The sequence below is a fragment of the Pseudofrankia coriaricola genome, from assembly GCF_032027725.1.
Lineage (GTDB): Bacteria > Actinomycetota > Actinomycetes > Frankiales > Frankiaceae > Pseudofrankia.
This window is the reverse complement of record NZ_JASNFO010000124.1, coordinates 16,258-35,924: the sequence shown is the minus strand read 5'-3', so window position 1 is coordinate 35,924 and position 19,667 is coordinate 16,258. Positions and strand designations below refer to the sequence as shown.

Below are 19,667 nucleotides of genomic sequence, written 5' to 3'. Positions count from 1 at the left end.
CGGGGCTTGTTGACCACGAGGCCGGAGCGCCGTGCCCGCACGGAGCGAACCAGAAACAACCTTCCACCCCAACCCGGGGCTTGTTGACCACGAGGCCGGAGCGCCGTGCCCGCACGGAGCGAACCAGAAACAACCTTCCACCCCAACCCGGGGCTTGTTGACCACGAGGCCGGAGCGCCGTGCCCGCACGGAGCGAACCAGCAACACAGCCCGGACGGAGCGAACCAGCTACCCAATGCGCAGGATGTGGCCGCCACCGAGGACCCGGTCGCCGTCGTAGAGGATGACGGCCTGGCCGGCGGCGGTGCCGCGGACCGGCTCGCGCAGGCGGACGGCCAGCTCGCCGTCGCGGGCCGTGACGGTGGCCGGCACGGCGTCGCCGTGCGCGCGCACCTGGGCGGCGCAGTCGACCTCGACGCCGTCCTCGTGCGGCCAGACGGCCGCGTCTGCGGCGAGCCGCCAGACGTCGAGAGCCTCTGCCGGGCCGACGGTCACCGCCCGGGTCACCGGGGAGATGTCGAGCACGTAGCGGGGGCGGCCGTCCGGTGCCGGGCGGCCGAGGCGCAGGCCGCGGCGCTGGCCGACGGTGAACGCGAACGCGCCGTCGTGCTCGCCGAGCGTCTCGCCGGTCGCGGCGTCGACGATGGGGCCGGGGCGCGGGCCGAGCCGGTCCCGCAGCCAGGCTCCGGTGTCGCCGGACGGGACGAAGCAGATGTCGTGGCTGTCCGGCTTGTCCGCGACGCCGAGCCCGCGGGCGGCGGCCTCGGCCCGGACCAGCTCCTTGGTGGTGTCCCCCAGCGGGAACATCGCCAGGCGCAGCTGCTCTGGGCGCAGCGTGCCGAGCACGTAGGACTGGTCCTTGGCCGGGTCGACCGAGCGGCGCAGCACGCCGTCGGCGGACAGGCGGGCGTGGTGGCCGGTCACGACGGCGTCGAAGCCGAGCGCCAGCGCGCGGCGCAGGACGGCGGAGAACTTGATCCGCTCGTTGCACCGCACGCATGGGTTCGGGGTGGCGCCGGCCGCGTAGGCCGCGACGAAGTCCTCGATGACGTCGGCCTCGAACCGGTCGGCGAGGTCCCACACGTAGAACGGGATGCCGAGCACGTCGGCGACGCGGCGGGCGTCGTGGGCGTCCTCGACCGTGCAGCAGCCGCGGGCGCCGGTGCGCTCCGCGTCCGGGGAGCGCGACAGCGCCAGATGGACCCCGGTGACGTCATGGCCGGCGTCGACGGCGCGAGCGGCGGCCACCGCCGAGTCCACCCCACCCGACATCGCGGCGAGCACCCGCATTCACGCCACCTCCCCGGTGTCTCCTGAATCGGCCGTATCCGTCGACCGCGTCGCCTTCCAGCATGCCCGAGCGGGCAACCGGTTTGCGAACGCCGGCCCCGCCGCCGCCCGACCGTCAGGAACCGCCCAGGCCCGCGAGCTCGCCGGCTCGGCTGGCGCGTTCGTAGACCGGGGCGATCGCCCCGGCGACCGCGGCGACGTCGGCCTCGGTCGACGTGTGCCCGAACGAGAACCGCAGCGACCCGCGGGCGGTCTCCTCGCCCGCGCCCATCGCCAGCAGCACGTGCGATGGGCGGGCCACCCCGGAGGTGCAGGCGGAGCCGGTCGAGCACTCGATGCCGCGGGCGTCGAGCAGCATGAGCAGTGAGTCCCCCTCGCAGCCGGGGAAGCTCAGGTGGGCGTTGCCGGGCAGGCGGCCCGGGCCCGCCGGCGCGCCGTTGAGCACCGCCGTGGGGACCTTGGCCAGCACCTGGCGGATGAGCCCGTCGCGCAGCCCGGCGAGCCGCCGCGCCTCGGCCGGCAGGTCATGGACGGCCGCGGCGGCCGCGGCGGCGAAGGCCGCGGCGCCGGCGGTGTCGAGGGTGCCGGAGCGCACGTCGCGCTCCTGGCCGCCGCCGTGGGTGAGCGCGGTGACGGTCAGGCCCCGGCGCAGCACCAGGGCGCCGATCCCGACCGGGCCGCCGATCTTGTGCGCGGTCACCGTCATCGCGTCCACGCCGGACTCGGCGAACGAGATCGGCACCTGCCCGAACGCCTGCACCGCGTCGGTATGGAAGGGAATGCCATGGGCATGGCAGGCCGCCGCGAGCTCCGCGACCGGCTGCACCGTTCCGACCTCGTTGTTCGCCCACATCACCGATACCAGGGCGACGTCGTCCGGCCCGTCGGGCCCGTCGGCGAGCGCCGCCGCGAGCGTCTCGGGCCTGACCAGACCGGTCTCGTCGACCGGAAGTAGCTCGACGGTCGCGCCCTGCGTCTGCTCGAGCCAGTGCGCCGGGTCGAGCACGGCGTGGTGCTCGACCGCGCTCACCAGTACCCGGCACCGGCGCGGGTCGGCCGCCCGACGCGCCCAGTACAGGCCCTTCAGCGCGAGGTTGTCACTCTCTGTCCCGCCGCCGGTGAAGATCAGCTCGGACGGCCGGCAGCCGAGCTGGGTGGCCAACGACTCACGCGACTCCTCGACGACCCGGCGCGCCCGGCGCCCGCCGGCGTGCAAGGACGACGGGTTGCCGGCGAGGGCGTGCGCCGCCGTCCACGCGGCGAGCGCCTCCGGTCGCATCGGCGTCGTCGCCGCGTGGTCGAGGTAGTTCACAACTCAACAGGTTAGCCGCGGGCGGCCGGTCTCCCGCCCCGTCGGCCGCCCGCCGGGAGACGGCCGGACGGCAGGAGCGGGCGCGCGGTCCGCGCCCGCGCGCAGCCCCACCAGACGCCCAGGCTGTAGGCGGTGTCGTCGGCGAACCGGAGCAGCGCATAGGGCAGGAGGCCGACGTCGGGCCGGGTGACCCACCAGTCCCTGGCCGCCGGGGCGGCGGCGGACAGCGCGACCACGAGCCGGCCCGGCCGGCTCCAGGCCAGCGCCGGCCACCAGCCGCGCCGGACGTTGTCGGCGGCCGCCTCCAGGGCGTACCGGCGCCCGGCGATCACCATCACCCAGGCGAGCCGGGTGGGCCGCGGCGCCGCGGCCAGGCGCCGCGCGAGCCGGACGGCCGTGACCACGCTCCGGACCGCCGTGACGGCCCCGGCCGCGCCGGCCACCTCACGGCGGCGCGGGACCCACCGGCGAGGCGGCGGCGCGCCGCCGGACGAGAGGGCACGCTTCGCCGCAATCCCTGGGCGCGCCCAAGGTCGGCTCCAAGCCGGCGACGACGCCGGCGCCGCCGCGATCGCCAGGGCGGCGGCGGCCACGGCGGCGGCCTGGCCGGCGGGCCGCAGCGGGCCGGGGTGGCGGGCGGCCAGCGGGCCGGCCGACGAGCCGTAGCCGAACCGCTGCCGCGCCCAGCCGGCCCAGTCCGCGCGCGGCCGGTGGTGCACGACAGCCGCCGGTTCGTAGCGAACCGACCAGCCGGCGCCCACGATCCGCCAGATGAGGTCGACATCCTCGCCGTAGCGCATCGCCGGGTCGAACCCGGCCAGCTCGCGGCGGATCAGCAACGCCGCCGACGGCGCGTACGAGACCCGCGAGCCGGGCCGGACGCCGGCCGGGCGCGATCCGAGGTCCAGCGGCGAGCGGGCGCTCTCGTAGCGCGCCAGCAGCCCGGCCCGGGCACCGGAAGGCACCGGCGACGCGACCCGCGGCGCGACCGCCCCCACGGCGGGGTCGGCGAGGTGCCCGAGCAGCAGGCCGAACCAGTCGACCGGGGTCGCACCGTCCGGCCTGGTCATGTCCGTCCCGGCCACGTCCAGCCTGGTCACCTCCGACGTGGCCACGTCCCTCCGGGCCGCGGCCGTCCCGGTCAGGCCGCGGCCGCCGTCGAGAGGCGCGCCCGGGGCCGGCGGGAGAACGTCCGCGTCGCAGAACAGGATGAGCGGCGTCGTCGCGGCCGCCGCGCCGGCCAGCCGGGCGGCGGCCGGGCCGAGCGGGCGGTCGTGGCGCAGCACCCGTGCGCCGGCCGCGGCCGCCGCCTCGCCGGTGCCGTCGGTCGAGCCGTCGTCGACGACGATCACCTCGGCGCAGCGGCCGGCCAGCGCCGCGATCAGCCGTCCCAGGCCGCGGGCGTGGTCCCTGACCGGGATGACGGCCGTCACGTCGGCCGCGCGCCCCGGAGAGGGTGCCGGCGGGACCGGGTGGGCCAGGCCGGCCTCGACGAGCCGGCGGGCGAGCGTGCCCGCCCCCGGCCCGGCCTCTCCCACCGGCCGGCCGGCCAGCAGAGCTTCCCAAACGCCGCCACCGGTAACGGACAACGTCAACAGGCGCAGGGGTGAACCACCTAACAACACCTTTCCGCGCGACAGAACGGTGGTTTCCGGGTCACACTGCACATGGAAACCTGCTGGCAGCGGCGGAACGGGGGACAACGCGGGCAACGGGCTCGACACTGACAGAGGCGGCGCGGGCAAGGGCGCTGTCGCGGGCGCCGGAGTGGACGCCGAGCCGCCGTGCGGCCCGAGTACCGTCGCGTCCCCTCGCCGGGCTGCCGCCCGGGCCTCCCGGCCCGGGCCGGTCACCCGGACGTCACCGCCGGGCATGTCAGCGCCCTCGACCAGCCGAGCACGGACCCGCGCACGCAGCGCCGCGGTCACGCCCCGCACCACGTCAGCACCCGATCCAGGCAGCACTCGACTCACAGGAGGAAACGGTATGGACTCGTCGGCTCCGACGACGGACATCGCGCCCCGCACCCCGACCACCGAGGCCAGCGCCCCGGTCGAGCCGATCGTGGAGGACCTCCTCGTCGAGGATGTCTCCATCGACGGCATGTGCGGCGTCTACTAGACCTGCCGCGCATGACCGGCATGACACCTGTGGGCGAGCAGGAAGGCGCGCCCACGTCCGCCGCCCCGACCCCGGCGCACGCGCTCGCCCGGCCGTCGGGGGCCTCCTTCGACCCGGCGTTGCCGTACCGGCTGCACCCGAAGGTCGCCCTGCGCCCGGAGCGCTTCGGCGCGCTGGCCTACTCGTACGACACCCGCCGGCTGTCGCTGCTCAGGGACGCCGATCTGGTCGCCGTCGTGCGAGCGCTCGCCGACGCGCCGTCGGCGGGCGACGCGCTGGCCGCCGTGCCGGCCGTCAAGCGCGCCGCCGTCGAACGCGCGCTGGCCCGGCTCGTCGAGACCGGTTTCGTCCAGCCGCGCTGACCGGTTCAGATCCCCTTCCGCCCAGCTCCAGCCCGACGGAGGCCGCAGTGAGCATCACCGACCTGGCCCGGCCGAGCGCCGGTGTGCCCGCAGCCGTTACCACCGCCCTCGCGCCCCTCGCGCCGGCGCTCCCCCCGTCGCCCGCCAGTTCCTCGCTGCAGCAGCAGTTGCTGCGCGGGCTTGAGGCGCCGATCTGCCTGACCTGGGAGTGGACATACGCCTGCAACCTGCAGTGCGTGCACTGCCTGTCGTCGTCCGGCCGGCGCGACCCGCGCGAGCTCGACACGGCCCAGATGCGCTCGGTCGTCGACCAACTGGCCGAGCTGCAGGTCTTCTACGTCAACGTCGGCGGCGGCGAGCCGATGACCAGGCCCGACTTCTTCGAGGTGCTGGAGTACTCGGTCGACCACGGGGTCGGGGTGAAGTTCTCGACCAACGGCGGCATGATCGACGCGGATAAGGCCCGCCGGCTCGCGGCGCTGGACTACGTCGACGTCCAGATCTCGCTCGACGGCGCCGACGCGATGACCAACGACCCGGTCCGCGGCCTCGGCTCCTACGACCGGGCCCGCACGGCCATGGGGCACCTGGCGGACGCCGGCTTCGGCGCCTTCAAGCTGTCGGTGGTCGTCACCCGGCACAACGTCGCCCAGCTGGACTCGTTCGCCGCGCTGGCCGCGGACTACGGCGCCGAGCTGCGGGTCACCCGCCTGCGCCCGTCCGGGCGCGGCCAGGACTCGTGGACGCGGCTGCATCCGACCGCCGCGCAGCAGCGCGACCTGCACTCCTGGCTGATCGCCCGGCCCGAGGTGCTCACCGGGGACTCGTTCTTCCACCTGGCGGCCTACGGCCAGGCCCTGCCGGGGCTGAACCTGTGCGGTGCCGGCCGGGTGGTCTGCCTGATCGACCCGGTGGGCGACGTCTACGCCTGCCCGTTCGCGCTGCACGAGCACTTCCGCGCCGGCAGCGTGCTCGACGAGGGCGGGTTCGCGCGGGTGTGGCGGTCCTCCGATCTGTTCACCGAGCTGCGCGAGCCGGACAACCCGGGCGCGTGCACCTCGTGCGGCCACTACGACGCCTGCCAGGGCGGCTGCATGGCGGCGAAGTTCTTCACCGGCCTGCCGCTGGACGGCCCCGACCCCGAATGCGTGCTCGGCCACGGCGAGGCGGCGCTGTCCGCCGTCAATCCGAACAGCCTCCCGATCATCGACAACGACCACAGCAAGCGCCGTCGCCTGCCCCTCGCCGTCCTCTAGCCGTGTCGCGGCGGGTCGTGCTGCTGATCGGGATGGGAGTCGGCGACCCGGAGTCGCTCACCCACGCGGCCAGCCGCGCGCTGGCGAGCGCCGACGTCCTGTTCACCGTCGACAAGGGCGAGGCGAAGGCGGACCTGAACGCGCTGCGTACCCGGGTCTGCGCCGCGTACGCCGGGCCCGGCCTGCGGGTCGTCGAGGTCGACGAGCCGGACCGCGACCGGGCACCCGCCGACTACCAGGCCGAGGTGCGCCGCTGGCACACGGCGCGCGCGGCGGTGTGGGCCGAGGCCCTGCTGACGGAGCTCGAAGAGGACGGCCGGGGCGCGTTCCTGGTGTGGGGCGACCCGGCGCTCTACGACAGCTCGCTGCGCATCCTCGACGACATCCGGGAACGCGGGCTGGTCGACGTCGACGTCCAGGTGGTTCCCGGCATCTCCAGCGTGCAGGCGCTGGCCGCCCGGCACCGGATCCCGCTGAACACGGTCGGTGGGTCGGTCCACATCACCACCGGGCGGCGGCTGGCCGCGGAGGTGGGCGGCCTCGACTCCGTCGTCGTCATGCTCGACGGCGCCGCGGCGTGGCAGAGCCTCGACGCGGACGACTGGGACATCTTCTGGGGCGCCTACCTCGGCGGGGACGACGAGATCGCGCTCGCCGGCCCGCTCGCCGAACTGGGGCCGCGGATCGCGGCCGTCAAGCGGGAGGCCCGGGCCCGCAACGGCTGGATCATGGACGTGTACCTGCTGCGACGTCGCCCGGGGGCGCCGTAGCAGCGCAAGCACAGGAAGTCATCGAACTGGTCGAGAGCAAGACCCCGCTTCTGTCTGGCTGCGGCGGAACAGGATCCCGGGCCGGGGTGGAAGGTTGTTGATGGTTCGCTCCGTCCGGGCGGCGCGCTCCGGCCCCGTACTCGCTTCGCTCCCACGGGACCTCCGCGCGCCGTCCTCCTCCGCGCCGCACGGTCACGTCACGCTTGAACGTCGCCAGACCACAACACGTCACGCGGGGCCACTTCGCTTCGCTTGTGGGTGGTCATCGCGCCTGACCGGCGGCTCCAGCTCCGGCTCGGGCCCGGCCTTGGATTCGCGCCATTCAAGCGGCACGCAACCGAGCTGGCGCGGAGGCGCACCTCCGCGGAGGCGTGCCCACGAGCGCAGCGACGTGGGCGCGCCGCAGCGGAGGTCGCCGCAGCGCACGTGAGTGGAGGAGGACGCGGCGCGGAGGTCCCTTGGGAGCGAAGCGAGTAAGGGGCCGGAGCGCCGCGTCCGCACGGAGCGAACCAGCAACAACCTTCTACCTCGACCCGCTACATCATTCGGCCTACGACGAAGCGACCTGACCCCGCACAAGACTCACCTCCCGTCGTGGTGGCGCGGGGTGAAGACCGTGCCGGTCTCGCGGTCCCAGCAGGTCCTGGACGAGCCGACGATGAGCAGGGTGCGCATGTTGACGTCGTCCGCGCACAGGTCGGCCAGCCGGATCACCTCGACCCGCTCGCCGGCCCCGCCGACCGCCCTCCCCACGACGACGGGGGTGCCGGGATCGCGATGCTCCAGCAAGCAAGCGCGGACCTCGTCGATATGGTCCCGCCGGGTCTTCGAGCCGGGGTTGTAGAGCGCGAGCACCAGGTCGGCGGCCGCGGCGGCGCGCAGCCGGCGCAGGACCAGCGACCAGGGCTTGAGCTGGTCGGACAGGGACACGACGCAGTAGTCGTGGCCGAGCGGCGCGCCCACCCGGGCGGCGACGGCGTTCGCCGCCGTGACCCCGGGCAGAACGCGGACCGGCACGTCCGCGTAGCCGCCCTCGGCGCGCGCCTCCAGCACCGCCGAGGCCATCGCGAACACCCCCGGGTCGCCGGAGGAGACGACGGCGACGCCATGGCCGCGCCGGGCCAGGTCGAGTGCGAAGACGGCCCGTTCTGCCTCCACCCGGTTGTCCGTGAGGTGCCGGCGCTGACCGGGCCGGGCGGGGACGCGCCGGACGTAGGTCCGGTACCCGACGATGTCATCGGCCATCGCCAGCGCGGCGGCTGCCTCCGGCGTGAGCCACTCGACGCCGGCCGGCCCGAGCCCGACAACCGTGACGGAGCCGGTCTCGGTAACGGCGGCACCAGCGATCCCGGCGCCGCCGGCCGCGGCCAGGGCTGAAGACGTGGCAGGGTCAGCGGTGGCCGGACTCGAGACCGAGACCGAGACCGAGACCGGGGCCGGTGGCGCGGCTGGGCCGGGCACCAGCACCATCGACATGTACGGGATGTCCTCGTCCGCGGCCAGGTCGCGCAGCGCGGTGACCCGCTCGCCCTCCCGGCTGGCCTGGCTGACGAGCAGGGCGTCGTCGAGCCGCCCCGCGCCGACGAGCGCCCGGCGCACCCCGTCGAGGTCGCCCCGCACCTTCATCAGCGCGAGCCCGTCGGCCTGGCCGGCCAGCTCACGCAGCCGGTCGGCCGGTATCGCCGCCGGGAGCACCGCGAGCGTCTGCTCCCCGGTTACCAGGGCGACGCCCGCGGCGGCGGCGGTCGCGGACACGGACGTCACCCCGGGGATGATCACGCAGCGGAACCTTGGGGTGAGCCGGCGCTGCATGTGGGTGAACGAGCTGTACAGCGTCGGGTCGCCCTCGGCGACCAGCACCACGTCCCGGCCGGCGGCCAGGTGCGCGGCCAGGCGCGCGGCGGACTGCTCGTAGAACTCCTCGATCGCCCCCTGGTATCCGCCCGGGTGGTCCGTGGCGCCGCGGGTGACGGGGTAGACGAGCTCCTCCTCGACGGCGCCGGCGGGGATGTAGGGCGCCGCGCTGGCCCGGGCGAGCGACCGGCCGCGCCGGCCCGCGTGGTACGCGACGACCTCGGCCTGCCCGATCAGCCTGGCGGCCTTCACCGTCACCAGCTCCGGGTCCCCGGGGCCAACTCCGACGCCGTAAAGCGTGCCGTCGCCCGTCCCGGGCCCCGCCTCGGCAGTTTCCGGGCAGCGCTCGACGTCAGCCGGCTCCGATGCTCCCGCGCTCACGGGATCTCCGCTCACTTGTTCCTACACTCTCAGCGTGTCGCGCTCGCTCATGAGGTTCCTGGTGACGGCGCATCAGCGCAGCGCCATCCCAGCCACCTCATCTACTCGCGACCAGGTCCGGCCACCGTCATAAGCCCCGACCCGAACCACGTAGGGAGGGCGCTCAGCGCCCGAGGGCTGGCGCGCAGCGCCAGCCTCACAGCGCCTCCGAGGCGATCGCGTTGACGGCGGCCACCGTCATCGCGCTGCCGCCGCGGCGGCCGTGCACGACGAGGTAGGGCAGGTCGAACGGGTTGTCGGCGAGGGCGCGCTTGGATTCGGCCGCGCCGACGAAACCGACCGGCAGGCCGAGGACGGCAGCCGGCCGGGGCCTGCCTGCGCCGAGCATCTCAAGCAGGTGGAACAGTGCGGTCGGGGCGTTCCCGACGGCGACGACGGCGCCGGCGAGCCGGTCGCCCCACAGCTCCAGGGCCGCCGCGGACCTGGTGGTGCCGAGACGGGCGGCGAGCTCCGGGACGCCCTCGTCGCCGAGCGCGCAGACGATCTCGTTGTCGGCGGGCAGCCGGCGCCGGGTGATCCCGCTGGCCACCATCCGCGCGTCGCACAGCACCGGCGCCCCGGCGCGCAGCGCGGCGCGGGCGGCGCCGACCAGGCCGGGGCTGGCCTCGACGTCCGCGGGCAGGTCGACCATGCCGCAGGCGTGGATCATCCGGACGACGACGTGCTCCAGATCGGCGGGGAAGGCCGCGAGGTCCGCCTCGGCGCGAATCGTCGCGAACGACTGCCGGTAGATCGCTGCCCCGTCGTGCTCGTAGTCGTAGCGCGGGCTGGTGTCGGTCACCATCGGGACTCCTTCGGTTCGGCGCCCGCGGCGCGGACCAGGTAGCCGGCGGGGCCGGCGACGACCTCCATGTGCGGCCCGGTCGGCCGCCCGCAGCGGCGGGCACAGCCGCTCCAGTGCGCCCGGACGCCCGGCGGGCCCGACGGCATGTCGCCGGCCCGGATACCCCCGGCCGGCACGCCGCCCACCGGCACACCGTCGACCAGCGCACCGTCGGCCAGGGCAACCGGAGCGACGAGGCCGGCGGTGACCGCGCGGGCGGCGTCGGCGCGGACGTCCGCGAGCGCGCTCGCGCAGCCGGGACGACCGGCGCAGGCGGTGACCCGTGTCCACATCGACCCGGGATCGGTGACCAGGCCCGTCCGCCGCGCGCGGGCGGCGAAGGACGATGGGTCCCCCAGGCAGGGAACGACGATCGACCGCCAAGGGGTGATCCGCAGCGGCGGATCGCCACGGGGGCTGGCCTGGTCTCGGCCATCGTCCACCCGGGTGGCCGCGGCGACGGTCGCGAGCAGGTCGGCCGCCGGGCGGGTCAGCCGGCCGAGCGGCACGTGGACGGCGGCGGCGTGTGCTCCATCCGGGCGCCGCCAGGTCCCGACCGGGTGCGGGGCCGGCCGGGGGGCCGGGCGGGGCGCTGCGGGCCGGCCGGCCCGCAGCCCGGCGGCGAGCTCCGCGCCACCGTCGGGGAGGTCGCGAACCCGCCAGAAGGAATGGTCGCCGCCGATGCCCGTGGCGGCGTCCGCCGCTGCGCGCAGGAAGGCGCGCGCCGCGGCCTGCAGCTCGCCGACCGCCCCCGAGCGGTCGACCGCCACGCCGGCCGGGCCGATCCACCAGTGCCCCTCCGGCGCGGGCGTCGCCCAGGCGTCCGGCGCCAGGGCGACGATGTCACCGGTCCCGTCGTCCAGGCCGAACAGGAAGCGGCCGGACAGCCCGGCGAGCTCCGGGTCGGCGCACAGCGCCTCGTCGAGCCCGCGAACCAGGTCTTCCAGCCGCATGCCCGCCGCCGGGGCACCGTCGCCGCCCGGCGGAGGCGTACCGGCGGGCGAGCCGGTGCCCGCGCCGGTCAGGCCCGCGAAGGGCGAGGCGACGATGTTGCGGACCCGTTCGTGCGTGGCCGACGGCAGCAGGCCGAGCTCGGCGACCCGGTCGGCGAGCTCGGCTCGCCGGCCCAGGGGCACGCCGCGTAGCTGCAGGTTTCCCCGTGACGTGAGCTCGACGGCGCCGGGCTCGCCGAAGGACTCCGCGAGCGCGGCCAGCGCCGCCAGCACCCCGCCGTCGACGAGGCCCCCCGGCAGCCGAATCCTGGCCAGGCCACCGTCGGCCGCCTCGTGCAGCACGAGGGCACCGGGGCAGCGGTCGGGCCGGGACCGTCCGGAGCTCACGGTGCACGCCCTTCCAGATCGCCCTCCGCGCGCAGGTAGACGTCACGCAGCGCGTCCAGGGTCGCCTGCTGCGGCGCCTCCCACATCCCGCGGTCGACGGCCTCGAGAAGCCGCTCGGCGATGCCGTGCAGCGCCCACGGGTTCGCGTCCGCCAGGAACTTCTGGTTCTCCTCGTCCAGGACGTAGGCCTGGGTGACGGCCTCGTACATCCAGTCGGCCACCACGCCCGCGGTCGCGTCGTAGCCGAAGAGGTAGTCGACGGTCGCGGCCAGCTCGAAGGCGCCCTTGTAGCCGTGCCGGCGCATCGAGGCGATCCAGCGTGGGTTGACCACGCGGGCTCGGACCACCCGGGCCATCTCCTCGCCGAGGGTGCGGGTGCGCACCGTGTCGGGCCGGGTCGAGTCGCCGACATAGGCCCGGGGCCCGCGCCCGGTCAGCGCCCGCACCGTCGCGATCATGCCGCCGTGGTACTGGAAGTAGTCGTCGGAGTCGGCGATGTCGTGCTCGAGGCTGTCGGTGTTCTTCACCGCCACACTGATCCGCCGGTACGCCGCCTCCATGTCGTCGCGGGCCGGCCGGCCGTCGAGGCCGCGGCCGTAGGCGAACCCGCCCCAGGCCGCGTACACCTCGGCCAGGTCGCCGTCGTCGTGCCAGGTGCCGGCGTCGACCAGCGGGAGCAGCCCGGCGCCGTACGCGCCCGGCTTCGAGCCGAAGACGCGGGTGGTGGCCCGGCGCCGGTCCCCGTGGCTGGCCGTGTCGTGGTCGGCATGTGCCCGGACGTAGTTGTGCTCGGGGTCCTCGTCGAGGTCGGCGACGAGCCGGACAGCGTCGTCGAGCAGGTCGACGACGTGCGGGAACGCGTCGCGGAAGAACCCGGAGATCCGGACGGTGACGTCGACGCGGGGCCGGCCGAGCTCGGCGAGCGGCATCGGCTCCAGCCCGCGCACCCGCCGGGACGCCTCGTCCCACAGCGGGGCGACGCCGAGCAGGGCGAGGATCTCCGCGACGTCGTCGCCCGACGTCCGCATCGCCGACGTCCCCCAGGCGGACAGGCCGACCGAGCGCGGGTACTCGCCGGTGTCGGCGAGGTGGCGGGCGAGCAGCGAGTCGGCCATCGCCCGGCCGGTCTCCCAGGCCAGCGGGCTCGGGACCGCGCGCGGGTCGACGGCGTAGAAGTTGCGCCCGGTCGGCAGGACGTTGACCAGGCCGCGCAGCGGCGAGCCGCTCGGGCCGGCGGGAACGTAGCCGCCGGCGAGCGCGTGCAGGGTCCGGTCGATCTCGTCGGTGGTGCGGGCGAGCCTCGGCACGACCTCGGTGACGGCGAAGGCCAGCACCGCGGCCACGGCGTCCCGGTCGACGCCGCCCGCACCCCCGCCCGCGGACGCGGGCGCGGACGCGGACGCGGGCGCGGACGCGGACGCGGGCGCGTCGAGGACCTCGGCGACGACCTCCGCGACGGCCGCTGGCTCCCAGCGGCGGTCCTCCAGGCCCGAGACGAGGGCCCGGGCGACGGCCTCGACCGCGTCAGTGCGCGCCGTCCCCTCGGTGTCGCCGAGCCCGAGGGCCTGACGCAGGCCCGGCAGCGCGGCGGCGCCGCCCCACAGCTGGCGGGCGCGCAGGATCGACAGCACCAGGTTGATCCTCGCCTCGCCGGTTGGCGCCAGGCCGAGGACGTGCAGGCCGTCGCGGATCTGGGCGTCCTTGATCTCGCAGAGCCAGCCGTCGACGTGCAGGATGAACTCGTCGAACTCGGCGTCGTGCGGCCGGTCGGCGAGGCCGAGGTCGTGGTCGAGCTTCGCCGCCTCGATGAGCGTCCAGATCTGCGCGCGGATCGCGGGGAGCTTCGCCGGGTCCATCGCGGCGATCTGCGCGTGCTCGTCGAGCAGGCGCTCGAGGCGGGCGATGTCGCCGTAGCTGTCGGCCCTGGCCATCGGCGGGACGAGGTGGTCGATGACGGTGGCGTGCGCCCGCCGTTTCGCCTGGGTGCCCTCGCCCGGGTCGTTGACGAGGAACGGGTAGACCAGCGGGAGGTCGCCGAGCGCGGCGTCCGGTGAGCAGCTGGCGGACAGCGCCGCCGCCTTGCCGGGCAGCCATTCGAGGTTGCCGTGCTTGCCGACGTGCACCACGGCGTGCGCGCCGAACCCGAACCCGAACCCGGATCCGGACCTGGCGCCGGGCGTGCCCGGTCCATGGCGCAGCCAGTGGTAGGCCGCCAGGTAGTGATGGCTCGGCGGCAGGTCGGGGTCATGGTAGATGGCGATCGGGTTCTGCCCGAACCCGCGCGGCGGCTGGATGAGGATCACCACGTTGCCGGCGGCGACGGTGGCGAGCACGATCTCGCCATCCGGGTCGGACGAGCGGTCGACGAACAGGTCGCCGGGCGCGGGGCCCCAGTGCTCCTCGACGGCGGCGCGCAGCCCGGCCGGCAGCGTCGCGAACCAGGAACGGTAGACGGCGGCGGGGATACGCACGGGGTTGCCGGCAAGCTGCTCGGCCGTCAGCCAGTCCTCGTCCTGGCCGCCGGCGGCGATCAGGCCGTGGATGAGCGCGTCCCCGTCACCCGCGGCGAGGCCGGGCAGGGCGTCGGGACCATCGGCCGGTCCGACGTCGTAGCCGGCGTCCCGCATCGCCCGCAGCAGCGCGAGCACGCTGGCCGGGGTGTCGAGACCGACCGCGTTGCCGATCCGGGCGTGCTTGGTCGGATACGCCGACAGCACCAGCGCGATGCGCTTGTCCGCGTTCGGGACGTGGCGCAGCCGGGCGTGGCGGACCGCGAGGCCGGCGACGCGGGCCGCCCGCTCCGGGTCGGGCACGTAGCGGGTCAGGCCGTCGGCGTCGACCTCCTTGAACGAGAACGGGACGGTGATGATCCGCCCGTCGAACTCGGGGATGGCGACCTGGGTGGCGGTGTCCAGCGGCGAGAGGCCGTCGTCGCTCGCCTCCCACTGGGCCCGCGACGACGTCACGGCCAGCGCCTGCAGGATCGGCACGTCCAGATCGGCGAGCGCGCCGATGTCCCAGTCCTCGTCGCGCCCGCCGGCGCCGACCTCGGCGGGGCTCGCGCCGGACCCGGCGCCGCCGGCGGCCAGCACCGTCGTCACCAGCGTGTCCGCCTGGGCGAGCTCGGCGAGCAGCCCGGCGTCAGCGGTGCGCAACGACGCGCAGAACACCGGCAGCGCCCGGCCGCCGGCCGCCTCGACGGCGTCGGCGAGCGCGTCCACGAACGCGGTGTTGCCGGCCAGCTCGTGCGCCCGGTAGTACAGGAGCGCGACGGTCGGGCGCGGCTCGCCGCCCTCGCCAGGCGCACCTTCCCCGCCCGGCACGTCGCCCCCACTTGGCACACAGTTCCTGCCCGCAGCGGCGTCCAGCGGCCGCGCGGCGCCACCCGGGTCCGCGCTCGACCCGGGCCTGGGCCGGACGCCCCACGGCGGGGTCGGCACCGGCGGGTCGAACCCGAGGCCGGTGAGCAGCAGCGCGTCGGACAGGAACCGGGCCAGCTGGCGCAGGTTGTCCACGCCGCTGTGGGCGAGGTAGGCGTGCGCCTGCGCCGCCACCCCGGCGGGCACCGAGGAGAGTTCCATCAGCTCGGCGTCGGGGACGAGCTCCCCGCTGAGCACCACCAGCGGCAGGCCGCCGGCGAGCAGCGCGTCGACCCCATCCGGCCAGGTCCGCCGGCCGCCGAGCAGCCGCAGGACGACGACGTCGGCGCCGTCGAGCAGCCGCGGCAGGTCGGCGACAGCGAGGCGCGCCGGGTTGGCCAGCCGGTAGTCCTCCCCGGTGGCGCGGGCGCACGACAGGTCGGTGTCGGACGTCGACAGCAGAACGATCACGGACGGCTCCCCTGGTCTGGCAGAGATCCACGCGAGTGGCCGGCCGCCGGCGGAGCGCCCGGCGGGACGAACGGCAGGCCCACCGGCGGGCCATCGGCCAGCAGCTTCAGCAGCGCGCCGGTGTCGAGGTGGTGGGCGACGAGGTCGCCGAGGATGTCGAGGCGCCGTTCCCGGACGGCCGCGAAGGAGACCTCGCCGCGCGGACGCCAGGGCGAACCGGCGGACGCCGCGACGTCAGCGAGGAACGCCCGGCGGAAGCCGTCGTTCTCCAGTGCGCCGTGCCAGGTGGTGCCCCAGACCGCGCCGGCCCGGCAGCCGTCGAGGAACGGCTCCCCGCCGTGCACGGTCGCCACCCCATGATGGATCTCGTAGCCGCGCACGGGCTGGCCGTAGGCGGCGCCGTCGGGGCGACCCAGGGTCTTGTCGACCGCGAAGCGGACGGTGACCGGCAACAGCCCAAGGCCGTCGACGCGGCCCGCGCAGCTCTCCACCTCGTCCACGATCGTCGCGGCGAGCATCTGGTAGCCGCCGCAGACGCCGAGCACCGGGCGCCCCGCCGCCGCGCGGCGGGCGAGCGCCCCGTCCAGCCCGCGCCGGCGCAGCCAGCCCAGGTCGGCCACGGTCGAACGGGTACCGGGCAGCACGACGAGGTCAGCCGTGTCGAGGTCCTCGGGCCGGTCGGCGTAGCGCACCGCGACGCCGGGCTCGGCCGCCAGCGCGTCCAGGTCGGTGAAGTTGCTCAGGAACGGCAACCGCACGGCCGCCACCCGCAGCGGGCCTTCGGGGTCGCCCCGGGTCTCACCAGGCGCGGGCAGGCCGAGCGAGTCCTCCACGTCGAGCCCGAGCCCGTCACGCCACGGCAGGACGCCGAGGGTGGGCCGGCCGGTGAGCGCGCGCAGCATGTCCAGCCCCGGTTCGAGCAGCGCGCGCTCGCCGCGGAACTTGTTGACGACGAACCCGGCGACCAGCGCCTGGTCGGCCTGCTCCAGCAGCGCGAGCGTGCCGTACATCGCGGCGAACACCCCGCCGCGGTCGATGTCACCGACGACGATCGTCGGCAGGCCAGCGGCGCGCGCCAGGCCCATGTTCGCGATGTCGGTCGCCCGCAGGTTGATCTCGGCCGGGCTGCCGGCGCCCTCGCAGACCACCACGTCGAACCGGGAACGCAGGTCGGCGAGGCTCGCGAGCACCTCGCCGAACAGCCGGCCCTTCAGCGCCCGGTAGTCGAGCGCGCCCGCCTCGGCGACCGGCCGGCCGCGCAGCACGACCTGGCTGCGATGCTTGGCGCCCGGCTTGAGCAGCACCGGGTTCATCGCCGCCTCGGGCTCCACCCCGGCGGCGGCGGCCTGCATCACCTGGGCACGGCCGATCTCCCCGCCGTCGGCGGTCACCCACGAGTTCAGCGACATGTTCTGCGCCTTGAACGGGGCCACCCGCACGCCCTGGCGGGCAAGCCACCGGCAGATCCCGGCCGTCAGCACCGACTTGCCCGCGTCCGAGGTGGTCCCGGCGACAAGCAGGGCGCCGCGTACGCCGGTCACCGAACACTCCGGCGCGGCGGCCCAGGCCGACGGCGCGTACCGGTCCGTCGGCACGCACCGGTCAGGGCCGCGCCCACCAGGGCGCTCACGGCGACGCCGGCCGCCGCCACCGCCACCGCCAGGTCGCCCGAGCGGGCGACGTCGGCGCCGCGCGGCGGCGAGCCGTCGCCGAGGCGGCCCCGGGTCTCCAGCTCACCTTCGTAGACGTTGGTCCCGCCGAGGGTGATCCCGAGGGCGCCGGCGAACGCCGCCTCACACTGGCCGGCGTTGGGGCTGGGGTGGCTGTAGCCGTCGCGCCGCCAGACCCGCCAGGCCTCTCGCGGCGACCCGCCGACCACCGGGGCCGTCAATGCCGTGAGCACGGCGCACAGCCGCGCGGGTACCAGGTTCGCGACGTCGTCGAGACGGGCGGCAGCCCAGCCGAACCGCAGGTAACGCTCGGAGCGGTGCCCCACCATGGCGTCGAGGGTGTTGGCGGCCCGGTAGCCGACGACGCCTGGCAGGCCGAGCAGGGCCCCCCACAGCAGCGGGCCGAGAACCGCGTCGGCGGTGTTCTCCGCGACCGACTCGATCGCCGCCCTCGCGAGCTCCGGCTCGTCCAGCCCGCTCGGGTCGCGCCCGCAGAGGTGCCCGAGTCGCTCCCGGCCGCCGACCAGGTCGCCGGCCGTCAGCAGCCGGCTCATCACCACGGCCTCGGCCCGCAGCGACGTACCCCCGAGCGCCGCCCACAGCGCCACGGCCAGCGCCACCGGCCGCGCCGGCCGGGGCAGGCGGCGGTCCAGCGCGGCGGCGGCGAGCACCGGCCCGCCGACGGCGGCCGCGACGAACGCCACGCCGGCCGGGCGGGAGTCGGCGTAGAGCAGGCGTTCGGCCGCGTGCGCGGCCCGGCCGTAGCCGGCGACCGGATGGAACCGGGCCGGGTCGGCGAGGACCGCGTCGGCGAGCGCGCCGGCGACGAGCGCCGCCGCGACGGCGGCCGGGCCGGGCGCGCCAAGCCCACCCTTGGCCTCGCCACCCTGGGCCTCGCCACCCTGGGCCTCGCCGCCTCGGGCACGCGCGGCACCACCGGCGGCCAGGCCGGTCCGGCCCCATGAGCCATGTGAGCCGTGTGAGCCCCGGGTGTCCTGGATGCCCCGCTCGCCTCGCGTGCTCCTCGCGCCTCGCTCACCCCGCGCCAGGCCGCCGGTCAGCCGGTTGGCCCGGCGGTCAGCCCGCGGCACGGACGGCCCCGTTCGCCTGGGCCGCGTGCGCCGCGGCGACGAAGCGGGCGGCCGTCCCGGGAAGCCCCGCCCAGTGGGTGTGCAGGTAGGAGGCATGGATGCCGCCGCGGACGAAGCCCTCCGTGACCTCGTCACCGGCCGCGTCGCGCCACGTCCATGCGGGGGCGGTGCCCCGCGGCGGGCCGCCCGCGGCGCCACCGGCCGGCGGGATGGCCACCGTGCGGTGGAACTCGTGGCCGCGGGCGAGGGTGCCGCGCGCCGCGAGCACCGAGTCGGTGACCGCCACCGCCTCCCGGTAGCCCAGCGTGAGGCGCGGCGTCATCGCCGCCGTCACGTCGCCCAGCACGCCGCACATGGGCTCGCCGTCCAGCGCGCGGCTCAGGTAGAGCAGCCCGGCGCACTCGGCGGCGACCGGAGCGCCGGTGGCCGCGAACGCGCGGACCCGGGCTCGCAGCGCGGCGTTGGCGGCGAGCGCGCCGGCGTGCACCTGCGGGAACCCGCCGCCGATGACCAGCGCCGACGTCCCGTCGGGCAGCGCCTCGTCGACCGTCGGGTCGAACCGCGCGACCTCGGCACCGGCGGCGGCAAGCAGCTCGGGCGTCTCCGCGTAGCCGAACGTGAACGCCGGGCCGCCCGCCACGGCGACCACCGGGCTCCGCCCGCATGGCCCGGGTGGCCCGGCCGCCGGCGGCGCCGGGACCGCGGGCTCGGGGACCTCGGCGGCGTCGGCCCGCGGGTCCCAGGGCTCGGCCGGAAGGTCCGGCGCGGTCGCGGCGAGCGCGAGCAGCGCGTCGAGGTCCAGGCCGGCGCCGACCGCGTCGGCGAGCTCGGCGACCGCGGCGCGGGCGGGCGCCGCGCGCTCGGCGGCCGGGACCAGGCCGAGGTGGCGCGACGGGGTGACCAGACTGTCGCGCCGGCCGAGGATGCCGAGCACCGGCATGCCGATCTCGGCCATGGCGGCACGCAGGATCTCGGCGTGCCGCTCGGTGCCGACCTGGTTGAACACGACGCCGCCGATCCGCACCGCCTGGTCGAACGAGCGGAAGCCGTGGACCGTCGCCGCGACCGACCGACCGGCCGACCGCGCGTCGACGACCAGGACGACGGGCGCCGCCAGCAGCGTGGCGACGTGCGCCGTCGAGCCGAACCCGGCGCGGGTCGCGTGCCCGTCGAACAGGCCCATGACCCCCTCGATGACGGCGACGTCGGCGCGCCGGGGTGTCAGCGCGCCGTGCAGGAACAGCGGCATGATCCGCCGCTCGCCGACAAGCCACGGGTCGAGGTTGCGCCCCGTGCGACCGGCGGCCAGCGCGTGGTAGCCCGGGTCGATGTAGTCGGGGCCGACCTTGTGGGGCGAGACGGCCAGCCCGCGCGCCCGCAGCGCGGCGAGCAGGCCCGTGGCGATGGAGGTCTTGCCCGCTCCGCTGGCCGGCGCGGCGAGGACGATCCGCGGGATCCTCACCGCCGGGCCGGCGCCGTGGCCAGGATGGCTGGGTTGGTCGGGGCT

General features: G+C 76.1%; 14 protein-coding genes. 4 read left to right on the top strand and 10 right to left on the bottom strand.

What is annotated here, in order from left to right; genetic code table 11:
* Positions 1 to 228: 228 nt before the first annotated feature.
* The 3 genes from mnmA to QOZ89_RS42795 all read right to left on the bottom strand — a co-directional run bounded on the left by mnmA (position 229) and on the right by QOZ89_RS42795 (position 4,530).
* Positions 229 to 1,290: a tRNA 2-thiouridine(34) synthase MnmA gene (mnmA, locus tag QOZ89_RS42805; RefSeq protein ID WP_071050651.1), complete on the bottom strand. Its 1,062-nt coding sequence runs from the start codon at positions 1,288 to 1,290 to the stop codon at positions 229 to 231.
* Between the two features lie 115 nt (positions 1,291 to 1,405).
* On the bottom strand, positions 1,406 to 2,602 hold the full coding sequence (locus QOZ89_RS42800) for a cysteine desulfurase family protein (protein ID WP_071050652.1): 1,197 nt from the start codon (positions 2,600 to 2,602) through the stop codon (positions 1,406 to 1,408).
* A gap of 11 nt (positions 2,603 to 2,613) precedes the next feature.
* Complete coding sequence (locus QOZ89_RS42795) at positions 2,614 to 4,530, bottom strand: glycosyltransferase (protein ID WP_312629903.1); 1,917 nt, start codon at positions 4,528 to 4,530, stop codon at positions 2,614 to 2,616.
* A gap of 58 nt (positions 4,531 to 4,588) precedes the next feature.
* Between QOZ89_RS42795 and mftA the strand changes: the two genes are divergently transcribed.
* The 4 genes from mftA to cobF are packed head-to-tail and all read left to right on the top strand — an operon-like array spanning position 4,589 to position 7,111.
* Positions 4,589 to 4,723, top strand: coding sequence for a mycofactocin precursor MftA (gene mftA / locus QOZ89_RS42790; RefSeq protein ID WP_071050654.1), 135 nt, complete (start codon positions 4,589 to 4,591; stop codon positions 4,721 to 4,723).
* A 20-nt stretch (positions 4,724 to 4,743) separates the two neighbouring features.
* The gene (gene mftB / locus QOZ89_RS42785) at positions 4,744 to 5,085 is read left to right on the top strand and encodes a mycofactocin biosynthesis chaperone MftB (protein WP_312629901.1); all 342 of its coding nucleotides are present in this window, start codon (positions 4,744 to 4,746) and stop codon (positions 5,083 to 5,085) included.
* A 47-nt stretch (positions 5,086 to 5,132) separates the two neighbouring features.
* Positions 5,133 to 6,341 (top strand): mycofactocin radical SAM maturase, encoded by a 1,209-nt coding sequence (gene mftC / locus QOZ89_RS42780; RefSeq protein WP_397428951.1) that lies wholly within the window; start codon positions 5,133 to 5,135, stop codon positions 6,339 to 6,341.
* Positions 6,342 to 6,343: 2 nt separating this feature from the next.
* The gene (cobF, locus tag QOZ89_RS42775; RefSeq protein WP_083419112.1) at positions 6,344 to 7,111 is read left to right on the top strand and encodes a precorrin-6A synthase (deacetylating); all 768 of its coding nucleotides are present in this window, start codon (positions 6,344 to 6,346) and stop codon (positions 7,109 to 7,111) included.
* A 582-nt stretch (positions 7,112 to 7,693) separates the two neighbouring features.
* Here cobF and cobJ read toward each other — a convergent pair.
* The 7 genes from cobJ to QOZ89_RS42740 all read right to left on the bottom strand — a co-directional run bounded on the left by cobJ (position 7,694) and on the right by QOZ89_RS42740 (position 19,622).
* Entirely contained in the window at positions 7,694 to 9,346 is a 1,653-nt protein-coding gene (gene cobJ / locus QOZ89_RS42770) for a precorrin-3B C(17)-methyltransferase (protein WP_312629898.1), read from the bottom strand.
* Positions 9,347 to 9,542: 196 nt separating this feature from the next.
* Entirely contained in the window at positions 9,543 to 10,190 is a 648-nt protein-coding gene (locus QOZ89_RS42765; RefSeq protein ID WP_071050655.1) for a precorrin-8X methylmutase, read from the bottom strand.
* Entirely contained in the window at positions 10,184 to 11,569 is a 1,386-nt protein-coding gene (locus QOZ89_RS42760) for a ferredoxin-like domain-containing protein (protein ID WP_312629896.1), read from the bottom strand. Before QOZ89_RS42760 ends, QOZ89_RS42765 begins: the two co-directional genes overlap by 7 nt.
* Positions 11,566 to 15,399 carry a cobaltochelatase subunit CobN gene (gene cobN / locus QOZ89_RS42755; protein WP_312629894.1) on the bottom strand — a complete coding sequence of 1,278 codons (3,834 nt, stop codon included), beginning with the start codon at positions 15,397 to 15,399 and terminating at the stop codon, positions 11,566 to 11,568. The genes QOZ89_RS42760 and cobN overlap by 4 nt, the downstream gene beginning before the upstream one ends.
* The gene (locus QOZ89_RS42750; protein ID WP_071050668.1) at positions 15,396 to 16,940 is read right to left on the bottom strand and encodes a cobyric acid synthase; all 1,545 of its coding nucleotides are present in this window, start codon (positions 16,938 to 16,940) and stop codon (positions 15,396 to 15,398) included. Before QOZ89_RS42750 ends, cobN begins: the two co-directional genes overlap by 4 nt.
* Entirely contained in the window at positions 16,937 to 18,160 is a 1,224-nt protein-coding gene (locus QOZ89_RS42745; RefSeq protein ID WP_312629891.1) for a cobalamin biosynthesis protein, read from the bottom strand. Before QOZ89_RS42745 ends, QOZ89_RS42750 begins: the two co-directional genes overlap by 4 nt.
* On the bottom strand, positions 18,147 to 19,622 hold the full coding sequence (locus tag QOZ89_RS42740; RefSeq protein WP_071050658.1) for a cobyrinic acid a,c-diamide synthase CobB: 1,476 nt from the start codon (positions 19,620 to 19,622) through the stop codon (positions 18,147 to 18,149). Before QOZ89_RS42740 ends, QOZ89_RS42745 begins: the two co-directional genes overlap by 14 nt.
* Positions 19,623 to 19,667 lie beyond the last annotated feature (45 nt).